The organism is Streptomyces sp. NBC_00996, assembly GCF_045162675.1.
In the GTDB taxonomy this organism is placed as follows: Bacteria; Actinomycetota; Actinomycetes; order Streptomycetales; family Streptomycetaceae; genus Streptomyces.
Genome location: NZ_CP108723.1, coordinates 2,881,219 through 2,893,905, shown reverse-complemented (window position 1 = coordinate 2,893,905; position 12,687 = coordinate 2,881,219). Strand labels below are relative to the sequence as shown.

General features: G+C 69.7%; 11 protein-coding genes. 10 read left to right on the top strand and 1 reads right to left on the bottom strand.

All coding sequences use genetic code 11. The features are described 5' to 3' along the window. The first annotated feature begins 55 nt into the window (after positions 1-55). The 6 genes from ftsZ (at position 56) to OG390_RS13645 (ending at position 5,014) form a co-directional block, all read left to right on the top strand. Positions 56-1,246: a cell division protein FtsZ gene (ftsZ, locus tag OG390_RS13670; RefSeq protein WP_406167838.1), complete on the top strand. Its 1,191-nt coding sequence runs from the start codon at positions 56-58 to the stop codon at positions 1,244-1,246. After that, on the top strand, positions 1,243-1,980 hold the full coding sequence (gene pgeF / locus OG390_RS13665; protein WP_406167836.1) for a peptidoglycan editing factor PgeF: 738 nt from the start codon (positions 1,243-1,245) through the stop codon (positions 1,978-1,980). Before ftsZ ends, pgeF begins: the two co-directional genes overlap by 4 nt. Before the next feature lie 6 nt (positions 1,981-1,986). After that, a complete protein-coding gene (locus OG390_RS13660; protein WP_406167834.1) occupies positions 1,987-2,706 on the top strand; it encodes a YggS family pyridoxal phosphate-dependent enzyme in 720 nt (239 codons plus the stop codon). A gap of 129 nt (positions 2,707-2,835) precedes the next feature. After that, entirely contained in the window at positions 2,836-3,477 is a 642-nt protein-coding gene (locus tag OG390_RS13655; RefSeq protein WP_406167832.1) for a cell division protein SepF, read from the top strand. Positions 3,478-3,528: 51 nt separating this feature from the next. After that, positions 3,529-3,813 carry a YggT family protein gene (locus OG390_RS13650; protein WP_261706878.1) on the top strand — a complete coding sequence of 95 codons (285 nt, stop codon included), beginning with the start codon at positions 3,529-3,531 and terminating at the stop codon, positions 3,811-3,813. Between the two features lie 46 nt (positions 3,814-3,859). Then, positions 3,860-5,014, top strand: coding sequence for a DivIVA domain-containing protein (locus tag OG390_RS13645; protein WP_189187743.1), 1,155 nt, complete (start codon positions 3,860-3,862; stop codon positions 5,012-5,014). A gap of 352 nt (positions 5,015-5,366) precedes the next feature. On the opposite strand, the gene ileS is transcribed toward OG390_RS13645, so the two are convergent. Next, positions 5,367-8,504, bottom strand: a complete 3,138-nt coding sequence (gene ileS, locus OG390_RS13640; RefSeq protein WP_406167831.1) for an isoleucine--tRNA ligase — start codon at positions 8,502-8,504, stop codon at positions 5,367-5,369. Positions 8,505-9,098: 594 nt separating this feature from the next. Between ileS and OG390_RS13635 the strand changes: the two genes are divergently transcribed. From OG390_RS13635 to OG390_RS13620, 4 genes are all read left to right on the top strand, one after another. Beyond that, a complete protein-coding gene (locus OG390_RS13635) occupies positions 9,099-10,232 on the top strand; it encodes a TraR/DksA family transcriptional regulator (protein WP_406167829.1) in 1,134 nt (377 codons plus the stop codon). 129 nt (positions 10,233-10,361) lie between these two features. Continuing rightward, a complete protein-coding gene (gene lspA / locus OG390_RS13630) occupies positions 10,362-11,045 on the top strand; it encodes a signal peptidase II (RefSeq protein ID WP_406167827.1) in 684 nt (227 codons plus the stop codon). A gap of 80 nt (positions 11,046-11,125) precedes the next feature. After that, positions 11,126-12,070 carry an RluA family pseudouridine synthase gene (locus OG390_RS13625; protein WP_399078138.1) on the top strand — a complete coding sequence of 315 codons (945 nt, stop codon included), beginning with the start codon at positions 11,126-11,128 and terminating at the stop codon, positions 12,068-12,070. Beyond that, entirely contained in the window at positions 12,067-12,555 is a 489-nt protein-coding gene (locus tag OG390_RS13620; RefSeq protein ID WP_406167825.1) for a GNAT family N-acetyltransferase, read from the top strand. The genes OG390_RS13625 and OG390_RS13620 overlap by 4 nt, the downstream gene beginning before the upstream one ends. The last annotated feature ends 132 nt before the right edge of the window (positions 12,556-12,687 follow it).

The following is a 12,687-nucleotide window of genomic DNA, read 5'->3' as shown; positions in this document are numbered from 1 at the left end:
CGGATCGCGAGCGTGCGAGGCGACGACACGTAACTCGAGGCGAGAGGCCTTCGACGTGGCAGCACCGCAGAACTACCTCGCAGTCATCAAAGTCATCGGTGTCGGCGGCGGTGGTGTCAATGCCATCAACCGGATGATCGAGGTCGGTCTCAAGGGCGTCGAGTTCATCGCCATCAACACCGACGCGCAGGCGCTGTTGATGAGCGACGCCGACGTCAAGCTCGACGTCGGCCGCGAACTGACCCGCGGACTCGGCGCCGGAGCCAACCCGGCCGTCGGCCGCAAGGCCGCCGAGGACCACCGCGAGGAGATCGAGGAGGTCCTCAAGGGGGCCGACATGGTCTTCGTGACAGCCGGTGAAGGTGGCGGCACCGGCACCGGCGGCGCACCCGTCGTGGCCAACATCGCCCGCTCGCTCGGCGCCCTCACCATCGGCGTGGTCACCCGCCCGTTCACCTTCGAGGGACGGCGCCGGGCCAACCAGGCCGAGGACGGCATCGCCGAACTCCGCGAAGAGGTCGACACCCTCATCGTCATCCCGAACGACCGGCTGCTGTCCATTTCGGACCGCCAGGTCTCGGTCCTCGACGCCTTCAAGTCGGCGGACCAGGTCCTGCTCTCCGGTGTTCAGGGCATCACCGACCTCATCACCACGCCGGGTCTGATCAACCTCGACTTCGCCGACGTCAAGTCCGTGATGTCCGAGGCGGGTTCGGCGCTCATGGGCATCGGCTCGGCCCGCGGCGACGATCGCGCGGTGGCCGCGGCCGAGATGGCGATCTCCTCGCCGCTCCTCGAAGCCTCCATCGACGGCGCCCGCGGCGTCCTGCTCTCCATCTCCGGCGGCTCCGACCTCGGCCTGTTCGAGATCAACGAAGCCGCCCAGCTGGTCAGCGAGGCCGCGCACCCCGAAGCCAACATCATCTTCGGCGCGGTCATCGACGACGCCCTCGGTGACGAGGTGCGGGTCACCGTCATCGCCGCCGGCTTCGACGGCGGTCAGCCTCCGGCGAAGCGGGACAACGTGCTCGGCGCCTCGTCCGCGAAGCGCGACGAGCCCGCGCCGGTACGGGCTTCCGAGAGCCGCCCGTCCTTCGGCTCGCTCGGCAGCGTCACGCCGAAGGAGGCCCCGGAGCCCGCCCCGGAGCCGGTCGGCGAGATCCAGGTCTCCCCGCCGGTCCCGCCGTCCCGCGCCTACTCGGACAGCGCGGCCGAAGAGCTGGACGTGCCGGACTTCCTGAAGTGATAGGGCAGCGCTCCGAAACGAGCACAGTGAGCGGCGCGCACTTCGCCTTCACCGACCGGTGGGGCGGGGTGAGCGCCGTTCCGTACGAGGAGCTCAACCTCGGCGGAGCGGTCGGCGACGACCCCGACGCCGTACGGACCAATCGCGAACTGGCCGCCAAGGCGCTCGGTCTCGACCCGGCCCAGGTGGTCTGGATGAACCAGGTGCACGGGCCGGACGTGGCGGTGGTGGACGGGCCGTGGGTCTCTTCGGTGATTCCGTCCGTCGACGCGATCGTCACCGTGCGACGGGGGCTCGCCCTCGCCGTTCTCACCGCCGATTGCACACCGGTCCTGCTGGCCGATCCGGTCGCCGGAGTCGTGGCCGCCGCCCACGCGGGACGCCCCGGCATGGTCGCCGGAGTCGTCCCCGCCGCCGTACGGGCCATGGTCGAACTCGGCGCCGAGCCCGACCGGATCGTCGCCCGCACCGGCCCCGCCGTCTGCGGGCGGTGCTACGAAGTGCCGGAGCAGATGCGCGCCGACGTCGCCGCCGTCGAGCCGGGGGCGTACGCCGAGACCAGCTGGGGCACTCCCGCGGTCGATGTGACCGCCGGAGTGCACGCGCAGTTGAAACGGCTCGGGGTGCGCGACCGGGAGCAGTCGCCGGTGTGCACGCTCGAATCGGGGGACCACTTCTCGTACCGGCGCGACCGCACCACCGGGCGGCTCGCCGGCTATGTCTGGCTGGACTGATGGGGCATGACGGACCGTAAGGCTCAACTCGCCGAAAATCTGGCGAAAGTGGAACAGCGCATCACGGCGGCGTGCATCGCCGCCGGGCGCAAGCGCGAAGAGGTGACCCTGATCGTGGTCACCAAGACCTACCCCGCGAGCGATGTGCGGATCCTGGCGGAACTCGGTGTGCGTCACGTCGCCGAGAACCGGGACCAGGACGCGGCGCCCAAGGCTGCGGAATCCTCGGATCTGCCCCTCTCGTGGCATTTTGTCGGTCAATTGCAGACCAACAAGGTGCGTTCCGTGGTCGGTTATGCGGATGTCGTGCAGTCCGTCGATCGTTCCAAGCTCGTCACAGCTCTGTCGAAGGAAGCGGTGCGAGCGGAGCGCGAGGTGGGCTGTCTCCTCCAGGTCGCGTTGGACGCGCAGGAGAGCGGGAGAGGGGAGCGGGGCGGCGTAGGGCCCGGCGGAATCGAAGAGTTGGGCGACCTCGTCGCTCGGGCTCCGGGGCTCCGGCTCGACGGGCTGATGACCGTAGCGCCGCTCACCGGACCGTACGCGGGGCGCCAACATGCGGCGTTCGAGCGGCTGATGGATTTGTCGACTGTCCTGCGCCGCACCCATCCGGCTGCGAACATGGTCTCGGCAGGGATGAGTACGGACCTCGAACAGGCCGTGGCAGCCGGAGCGACACATGTACGCGTCGGTACTGCGGTACTCGGAGTCCGACCCAGGCTCGGGTAACGTCGCCAAGAAGTCGGACCACAGCAGAAAATATGGTCATTACCGCCACAGGCGGGCATAACGACCTCGTGGATCGCGGGCACTTGGCAATTCGTCAGCCGATCCACCACAGAGCGGAGGACTCAGAGCATGGCCGGCGCGATGCGCAAGATGGCGGTCTACCTCGGCCTCGTGGAGGACGATGGGTACGACGGCAGGGGATTCGACCCCGACGACGACTTCGAGCCCGAGCTTGACCCGGAGCCCGAGCGGGACCGTCGGCGGCACGAGTCGCCACACCAGTCACATCAGACACATCAGTCTCAACGGGACGAATCGGTGCGAGTGGTGCAGCCTCCGGCGCCGCGCGATCCGGTGCCGCATTCCGCTTCGCTCGCCGCGGAATCCGGGCGTCCGGCGCGAATCGCCCCCGTGGCGTCCATCACACAAGAACGTCAGAGCCTGGAGAAGAACGCCCCGGTGATCATGCCCAAGGTCGTGTCCGAGCGAGAGCCCTACCGGATCACCACACTGCACCCCCGGACCTACAACGAGGCCCGTACCATCGGGGAACACTTCCGTGAGGGCACCCCGGTGATCATGAATCTGACTGAGATGGATGACACAGATGCGAAGCGACTTGTCGACTTTGCGGCCGGTTTGGTGTTTGGTCTCCACGGCAGCATCGAGCGGGTGACGCAGAAGGTGTTCCTGTTGTCGCCTGCTAACGTCGATGTCACGGCGGAGGACAAGGCCCGCATCGCAGAGGGCGGGTTCTTCAACCAGAGCTGAGACGCAGGACCGGAATGACGCACAGAAACAGGGGAGAGGGAAGCACGGATCATGAGCGTGGTCGGGCAGGTTTTCTACATCGCGCTGATGTGCTTCCTCATCGTGCTGATCTTCCGGTTGGTCATGGACTACGTCTTCCAGTTCGCCCGCTCATGGCAACCCGGCAAGGCGATGGTGGTCGTTCTCGAGGCCACCTACACTGTCACCGATCCACCGCTCAAGCTTCTGCGGCGGTTCATTCCGCCGCTGCGTCTCGGGGGCGTGGCGCTCGACCTGTCCTTCTTCGTACTGATGATCATCGTCTACATCCTGATCTCCGTCGTGAGCCGGCTGTGAACGATACGGTCTTGCCGAATGCCGACGACTACGTTGAGGTGAAGAGATGCCGTTGACCCCCGAGGACGTGCGGAACAAGCAGTTCACGACCGTCCGCCTCCGAGAAGGCTATGACGAGGACGAGGTCGATGCCTTCCTCGACGAGGTCGAAGCCGAACTGACGCGATTGCTCCGCGAGAACGAGGATCTGCGCGCCAAGCTGGCCGCTGCCACGCGCGCGGCCGCGCAGAACCAGCAGCAGGGCATGCGCAAGCCGCCCGAGCAGCAGGACCAGCAGCAGGGCCCCCCGCAGGGCATGCGCGGTCCGGGTGCTCCCGTGCCCGCCGGCATATCGGGCCCGCCGCAGCAGCAGATGGGTGGCCCCATGGGTGGCCCGCCCCAGCTGCCGAGCGGTGCCCCGCAGCTGCCCGCCGGCCCCAGCGGTCAGGGCGGTCCGCAGGGTCCGGGCCCCATGGGCCAGGGTCCGATGGGTCAGGGTCCGATGGGTCAGGGTCCCGGCCAGATGCAGCCGCAGATGCAGCAGCAGATGGGTGGCCCGATGGGCGGTCCCATGGGTGGCCCCATGGGCGGTCACGGCCCGCAGATGCCGCAGCAGGGCCCCGGTGGCGACAGCGCCGCGCGTGTCCTCTCGCTGGCTCAGCAGACCGCCGACCAGGCGATCGCCGAGGCCCGTTCCGAGGCCAACAAGATCGTCGGCGAGGCTCGCAGCCGCGCCGAGGGTCTGGAGCGCGACGCGCGTGCCAAGGCTGACGCCCTGGAGCGGGACGCGCAGGAGAAGCACCGCGTCGCGATGGGCTCCCTGGAGTCCGCTCGCGCCACGCTGGAGCGCAAGGTCGAGGACCTGCGCGGCTTCGAGCGCGAGTACCGCACGCGGCTGAAGTCCTACCTGGAGTCGCAGCTGCGCCAGCTGGAGACGCAGGCGGACGACTCGCTCGCTCCGCCGCGCACCCCGGCCACGGCGTCCCTGCCGTCGCCCTCCGCGCCCTCGATGGCTCCGGCAGGCGCCAGCGCGCCGTCGTACGGCGGCAACCAGGGCATGGGCGGCGGTCCGGCACCGGCCGCGCCCTCCTACGGTGGGCAGCAGCAGATGTCTCCGGCCATGACCCAGCCGATGGCTCCGGTGCGGCCCCAGGGGCCGTCGCCGATGCAGCAGGCGCCCTCGCCGATGCGCGGGTTCCTCATCGACGAGGACGACAACTGACGGCCTTTATTACGCCTTAGGCGTCGGCAGCGTTCAGGGCGGGGCCCCCGGATTCCGGGGGCCCCGCCCTTTTGTGCGGTCGTTGGGGCATCTGTACGTGGGTACGCAACGCCGAAGGCCCGAGGCCGCCGGATTTCTGGCGGGCTCGGGCCTTCTTGGTGTGCGTGGGGGGCTGGGGGGTGGGTGGGGTTTGTTTCGCCCCCTCCGCTCCTGCCCGTCCCGTACCTGGGGGTTGCGCTCCCAACCCCCCGGCTTGTGTTTCGGCTGCGGGTGGTGGGGGCTTGTCGCGCAGTTCCCCGCGCCCCTTCGGGGGCGGCGTGGGCGAGAAGCCCTGGCGCCGCCCCCCCAGGTGCTACGCCTTGCGGAGGCGGAACGTCAGGGACAGGGCGTCGTCCGTGAACGGGGTGCCGTAGGTGTCGTCGGCCTCGCCCTGGGCGAAGTCCGTGGCGAGGACTTCGTCGGAGATCAGGTCGGAGTGTTCGGACAGGGCGGCGATGACGGCCGGGTCCGTGGCGGTCCAGCGGAGCGCGATGCGGTCCGCCACGTCGAGGCCGCTGTTCTTGCGGGCCTCCTGGATCAGCCGGATCGCGTCACGGGCGAGGCCCGCCTGACGCAGCTCCTCCGTGATCTCCAGGTCCAGCGCAACCGTCGCGCCCGAGTCGGAAGCCACCGACCAGCCCTCGCGCGGGGTCTCCGTGATGATCACCTCGTCCGGAGCCAGCGTCACCGTCTCACCGTCGACCTCCACCGACGCCGTGCCCTCGCGCAGAGCCAGCGACAGCGCCGCCGCGTCCGTCTCGGCGATGGCCTTCGCGACCGCCTGGACGCCCTTGCCGAAGCGCTTGCCGAGCGCGCGGAAGTTCGCCTTGGCGGTGGTGTCGACCAGTGAGCCGCCGACCTCGGAGAGCGAGGCGAGGGAGCTCACGTTCAGCTCTTCCGTGATCTGCGCGTGCAGCTCGCGGTCGAGCGTCTCGAAGCCCACCGCCGCGACCAGCGCGCGGGACAGCGGCTGGCGCGTCTTCACGCCCGACTCGGCACGCGTGGCACGGCCGAGCTCCACAAGACGGCGCACCAGCACCATCTGCTTCGACAGCTCGGGGTCGATGGCGGACAGGTCGGCCTCCGGCCAGGAGGAGAGGTGCACGGACTCCGGGGCGCCCGGCGTGACCGGGGCGACCAGGTCCTGCCAGACCCGCTCGGTGATGAACGGGGTCAGCGGGGCCATCAGGCGCGTGACCGTCTCCACGACCTCGTGCAGCGTGCGCAGCGCGGCCTTGTCGCCCTGCCAGAAGCGACGACGCGAGCGGCGCACGTACCAGTTGGACAGGTCGTCGACGAACGCCGAGAGAAGCTTGCCGGCACGCTGGGTGTCGTATGCCTCCAGGGCCTGCGTCACCTGGTCGGTGAGCGCGTGGAGCTCGGAGAGCAGCCAGCGGTCGAGGACCGGGCGGTCCGCCGGGGCCGGATCGGCCTCGCTGGGCGCCCAGTTGGAGGTGCGGGCGTAGAGGGCCTGGAAGGCGACCGTGTTCCAGTAGGTGAGGAGGGTCTTGCGCACCACCTCCTGGATCGTGCCGTGGCCCACGCGGCGCGCTGCCCACGGAGAGCCACCCGCCGCCATGAACCAGCGGACCGCGTCCGCGCCGTGCCGGTCCATCAGCGGGATCGGCTGCAGGATGTTGCCCAGGTGCTTGGACATCTTGCGGCCGTCCTCGGCGAGGATGTGGCCCAGGCACACGACGTTCTCGTACGAGGACTTGTCGAAGACCAGCGTGCCGACGGCCATGAGCGTGTAGAACCACCCACGCGTCTGGTCGATGGCCTCGCTGATGAACTGCGCCGGGTAGCGGCTCTCGAAGAGTTCCTTGTTCTTGTACGGGTAGCCCCACTGCGCGAACGGCATCGAACCCGAGTCGTACCAGGCGTCGATGACCTCCGGGACGCGGGTCGCCGTCTGCTGACACTGGGGGCAGGCGAACGTGACCTCGTCGATGTACGGGCGGTGCGGGTCCAGGTTCGACTGGTCGGTGCCGGTCAGCTCCGTGAGCTCCGCGCGGGAGCCGACGCAGGTGAGGTGGTCGTTCTCGCAGCGCCACAGCGGGAGCGGGGTGCCCCAGTAGCGGCTGCGGGAGAGCGCCCAGTCGATGTTGTTGTTCAGCCAGTCGCCGAAGCGGCCGTGCTTGACCGACTCCGGGAACCAATTGGTCTTCTCGTTCTCCTGGAGCAGGCGGTCCTTGATGGCCGTGGTGCGGATGTACCAGGACGGCTGCGCGTAGTAGAGGAGCGCGGTGTGGCAGCGCCAGCAGTGCGGATAGCTGTGCTCGTACGGGATGTGCTTGAAGAGCAGACCGCGGTTCTGGAGGTCCTCGGTGAGCTTTTCGTCCGCCTTCTTGAAGAAGATGCCGCCTACGAGGGGGACGTCCTCCTCGAAGGTGCCGTCGGGGCGGACGGGGTTCACGACGGGCAGGCCGTAGGCGCGGCAGACCTTGAGGTCGTCCTCACCGAAGGCGGGGGACTGGTGGACCAGACCCGTACCGTCCTCGGTCGTCACGTACTCCGCGTTCACCACGTAGTGGGCTTCCGTCTCCGCCGGGAACTCCACCAGCTCGAACGGGCGTTGGTACGTCCAGCGCTCCATTTCGGCGCCGGTGAAGGTCTCGCCGGTGGTCTCCCAGCCCTCGCCGAGCGACTTCTCGACGAGGGGCTCGGCGACGACGAGCTTCTCCTCGCCGTTCGTCGCGACCACGTAGGTGACCTCGGGGTGCGCGGCGACCGCGGTGTTGGAGACCAGCGTCCAGGGGGTCGTCGTCCACACCAGGAGCGCGGCCTGGCCGGCCAGCGGACCGGAGGTGAGCGGGAAACGGACGTACACGGACGGGTCGACGACCGTCTCGTAGCCCTGTGCCAGCTCGTGGTCGGAGAGGCCGGTGCCGCAGCGCGGACACCAGGGGGCGACGCGGTGGTCCTGGACCAGCAGGCCCTTGTTGAAGATCTCCTTGAGCGACCACCACACGGACTCCACGTACTCGGAGTCCATGGTGCGGTACGCGTCGTCCAGGTCGACCCAGTAGCCCATGCGGGTCGTGAGGTCCGTGAAGGCGTCGGTGTGGCGGGTCACGGACTCGCGGCACTTGGCGTTGAACTCGGCGATGCCGTACGCCTCGATGTCCTGCTTGCCGCTGAAGCCGAGCTCTTTCTCGACCGCCAGCTCCACAGGGAGGCCGTGGCAGTCCCAGCCGGCCTTGCGCGCCACGTGGTAGCCGCGCATGGTGCGGAAGCGCGGGAAGACGTCCTTGAAGACGCGGGCCTCGATGTGGTGGGCGCCCGGCATGCCGTTGGCGGTGGGCGGGCCCTCATAGAACACCCACTCGGGGCGGCCCTCGGACTGCTCAAGGCTCTTGGCAAAGATCTTCTGCTCGCGCCAGAAGTCGAGCACGGCGTGCTCGAGGGCGGGCAGGTCGACCTGGGCGGGCACCTGGCGGTACTGCGTCATCGATCTTCCTCCGGCGGACTTTCTGCCTTCCGTCCGGAGGGACGAGAGCCTGTGCTGCTACCTCGTAGCTGCTGCGGACGCCGTCTGCGGCGCGCTCCCGCGGTACCACCCTCCTTGGCTCCCCGGTGCCCGTGTGCGCCGGTGAGCCCCCTCATTGGGGTCGCGATGCCGGGTCTACTGGCCCCTGCGGGGCGTTCTGCCGGCGGCTCCGGGGTGATCTTCGCGTCGCGCTCGCCCCCGGGCTTCCACCGTCCCCGGGTCGCTCTTGGCCGCGTACGCCGCTACTCGTCCCCATCCACGCTTCTCGCTCCGCCCAGTGTACGGCGCCGCAGGGACAGCGGCCGACCGGTTTTCCGGGGTGCCGCGGCGGCCCGCGCGGTGACCCGAATGGCGAGGCGCGAGTGTCCGGATCCTGGGACGCCGGGCCCGGCGGATTACCGGGCGGGGAGCTGGGCACAACGCATGCAGGCTTGTCGCGCGGGGCCCGCGGGGCGGTCGAATGGATGGCGTGCCCCGTTGCCGCGGGACAGAAGTCGATTTATCGTCCCAGCACGATTCGCGAGCGAGATCACAATATGTGAAGGGGCCGCGGCCATGGTGGCGAAGAAGACCGCCGTACAGCAGTCGGCGTCCGTCAGATCCCCGGGTCCGGCGGCCAAGGACGTGGACGGGAAGAAGAGCGCGCAGGTGGCGTCCGCGACGGGCGCGGCCAAGCCGGTGAAGACGGCTTCCAAGACGGCTTCCAAGACGGCTTCCGAGGCGGCGACGAAGACCGTGAGCAGGAAGACAGCCGTGACGAAGACGGTGAACAAGAAGGCGACCGTTACGAAGACGGTGAACAAGAAGGTGGCCGCTACGAAGACGGTCACCAGGAAAGCGGCCGCTACCAAGGCCGCGACGGCCGACGCGGCCCCTTCGAAGACGGCAGCCACCAAAGCGGCCGCCACCGAAACGGCGCCCACGAAGGCGGCGCTTACGAAGACGGTCGTCAAGAAGTCCGACGCGAAGAAGACAGCGGCGGCGAAGCAGGCGGTGGCCAAGAAGGCCGCCGGGACCGGGACCACCGGGACCAAGGCCGCCGAGACGGGCACCGTCTCGGAGGAGACGGCACCGGCGAAGGGCGGCACCACGAAGAGGGCCGGTGCGAGGAGCGCGGCCGGGAAGAGCACCAGTACGGCCAAAAAGGCGGTCGCTTCCGCGGCCGAGGGCGCGGCCCAGGCCGCGAAGACGACGGGAGCCACGACGGTGGTTGCGAAGAAGACTCCTGGCACGGCCACGGCGGCGAAGAAGCCCACCCCGGTCCCCAAGGCGCGGATCGCGGCGGCGGAGCCCGGCGAGCTCGCGGTGCGCCCCGGCGAGGACCCCTGGACCCCGGAAGAGGTCGCGGAGGCGCGCGCGGAGCTGCAGTCGGAGGCGCTGCGGTTGCGCACCGAGATCTCGTCGTCCGAGCAGGCGCTCGCGGGCCTGATGCGCGACTCCGGCGACGGCGCGGGCGACGACCAGGCGGACACCGGCACCAAGAACATCACGCGCGAGCACGAGATGGCCCTCGCGGCCAACGCCCAAGAGATGGTCATCCAGACCGAGCGTGCCCTGGAGAAGCTCGACGCGGGCACGTACGGACTGTGCGAGAACTGCGGCAATCCCATCGGCAAGGCACGGATGCAGGCCTTCCCGCGCGCCACGCTGTGCGTCGAGTGCAAGCAGAAGCAAGAACGGCGTTACTGACTCCACGGTCGAGCGGAAGCGGGAACGCCGTCACCGAAGGGCGCGGGAGGGCTCCTGAGCGCATGGGGCTCGGGGGGTGTGCCGTACCCTCGTCCTCAGTCAGGAACCTAGGTCGAGGGATTCACTCACGTGGCAGAGGCGGAGCGCATCATCGGTACGCCGGACGTCCCAGGAACGGCGGGGGCCGGTCCGGAGCCGTCCGACGGGAACGCGGCGTCGGGCGACAGGTCCGGATCCCACGAGTCGGCCACGGGCGAGCGGTCCGGTACGGACTCGGGCGCGGACTCCGGAGCGGACGGCACTTCGGCCACGGACGAGCGGCCGAAGGGCAAGCGAAGGATCGCTGTCCTGTTCACGGTCGCCGTGCTGGCGTACGCCCTCGACCTCGTGAGCAAGATGATCGTGGTCGCGAAGCTGGAGCACCACGACTCGATCGAGATCGTCGGGGACTGGCTGAAGTTCGAGGCGATCCGCAACGCGGGCGCGGCCTTCGGCTTCGGCGAGGCCTTCACGGTCATCTTCACGGTGATCGCCGCGGCCGTGATCGTGGTCATCGCCCGGCTGGCGCGCAAGCTCTACAGCCTGCCCTGGGCGATCGCGCTGGGCCTGCTCCTCGGCGGTGCGCTGGGCAACCTGACCGACCGGATCTTCCGCTCGCCCGGCGTCTTCGAGGGCGCGGTCGTCGACTTCATCGCGCCCAAGCACTTCGCGGTCTTCAACCTGGCCGACTCGGCGATCGTCTGCGGCGGCATCCTGATCGTGCTGCTGTCCTTCCGCGGGCTCGACCCGGACGGGACCGTCCACCGGGACTGACCCCGTGGGTGTGCCCTCCGCGGGCACTGATGTTCGGGCGGTGGTCAAGTGGTGTCGGACCCGTCCGGCATACTCGACGGGTGAGCACGATTCCCGAGATCCGTACCCTGCCCGTGCCCGACGGCTTGGAGGGCGAGCGCGTCGACGCCGCCATCTCCCGCATGTTCGGCTTCTCCCGCACGAAGGCCGCCGAGCTCGCCGCGGCGGGGAAGGTCACGGTCGACGGCTCGGTGGTCGGCAAGTCCGAGCGGGTGCAGGGCGGCGCCTGGCTCGAGGTCGAGATGCCGCAGGCGCCCGCGCCCGTGCAGATCGTCGCCGAGCCCGTCGAGGGCATGGAGATCGTGCACGACGACGATGACGTGGTCGTGATCGTCAAGCCGGTCGGTGTGGCCGCGCACCCCAGCCCCGGATGGTCGGGCCCGACCGTGATCGGCGGTCTCGCGGCCGCCGGATACCGGATCTCGACCTCCGGAGCCTCCGAGCGTCAGGGCATCGTGCACCGCCTCGACGTGGGTACCTCGGGCCTGATGGTGGTCGCCAAGTCGGAGTACGCGTACACATCGCTCAAGCGCCAGTTCAAGGAGCGCACGGTCGACAAGCGTTACCACACGCTCGTGCAGGGCCACCCGGACCCGACCAGCGGCACCATCGACGCGCCCATCGGACGCCACCCGAACCTCGACTACAAGTGGGCGGTCACGGCCGAGGGCAAGCCGTCGATCACGCACTACGACATGGTCGAGGCGTTCCGCGCGGCGTCGCTGCTCGACGTCAAGCTGGAGACGGGGCGCACCCACCAGATCCGCGTCCACATGGCGGCCCACCGCCACCCCTGCGTCGGCGACCTGACGTACGGCGCGGACCCGACGCTCGCCAAGCGGCTCGGCCTCACCCGGCAGTGGCTGCACGCGGTGCGGCTCGGCTTCGAGCACCCCGGCGACGGGCAGTGGGTGGAGTTCGCGAGCGACTACCCCGAGGACCTGCAGAAGGCGCTCGACAAGGTGCGCGAGGAGAGCTACGCGTGAGCGCGTCCCACGGGGCGCAGAGCGGCTCGTACGTGCTGCGGGTGGCCGAGGACGCCGCCGACCGCGAGGCGTGCTTCGCGGTGCGCAAGGACGTCTTCGTCGGGGAGCAGGGCGTCCCCGAGGACATCGAGTACGACGCGTACGATGCCGGCGCCCTGCATGTGCTCGCCGTCCGGGAGGACGGGGTGCCGCTCGGCACCGGGCGGCTACTGTACGGCGAGGCGGCGGCCCTGAAGACCGACGGCGACCCGACGGCCGGCTCGCTCGGTCGGCTCGCCGTGACGCGCGAGGCGCGCGGGCTCGGCGTCGGCGCCGCCCTCGTACGCGCCATCGAGGACGCGGCACGCACGCGTGGACTGGCGGCGGTGGACCTGCACGCGCAGACGCATGCGCTGGGGTTCTACGAGCGGCTGGGGTACGTGGCGTACGGCGAGGAGTTCCCGGACGCGGGCATTCCGCACCGGGCGATGCGGCGCTCTCTGTAAACCGGACGATGCGGCGCTCTCTGTACAGGGGACGCCTGTAGCGGGCGTTCTCCTTTCCCTCGGCCGGCCCGGCGTCAGGGGCTGCCGCGCTGGTCGCCGTCGCGGCGGAAGGAATCGGCGCGTGGCACGCTG

What these genes read in the sequence shown, in the direction of transcription:
- ileS (WP_406167831.1), bottom strand. Translation starts at nt 8,504, where the DNA reads ATGACGCAGTACCGCCAGGTGCCCGCCCAGGTCGACCTGCCCGCCCTC.
- OG390_RS13635 (WP_406167829.1), top strand. Translation starts at nt 9,099, where the DNA reads ATGGTGGCGAAGAAGACCGCCGTACAGCAGTCGGCGTCCGTCAGATCC.
- OG390_RS13655 (WP_406167832.1), top strand. Translation starts at nt 2,836, where the DNA reads ATGGCCGGCGCGATGCGCAAGATGGCGGTCTACCTCGGCCTCGTGGAG.
- OG390_RS13650 (WP_261706878.1), top strand. Translation starts at nt 3,529, where the DNA reads ATGAGCGTGGTCGGGCAGGTTTTCTACATCGCGCTGATGTGCTTCCTC.
- OG390_RS13660 (WP_406167834.1), top strand. Translation starts at nt 1,987, where the DNA reads ATGACGGACCGTAAGGCTCAACTCGCCGAAAATCTGGCGAAAGTGGAA.
- OG390_RS13645 (WP_189187743.1), top strand. Translation starts at nt 3,860, where the DNA reads ATGCCGTTGACCCCCGAGGACGTGCGGAACAAGCAGTTCACGACCGTC.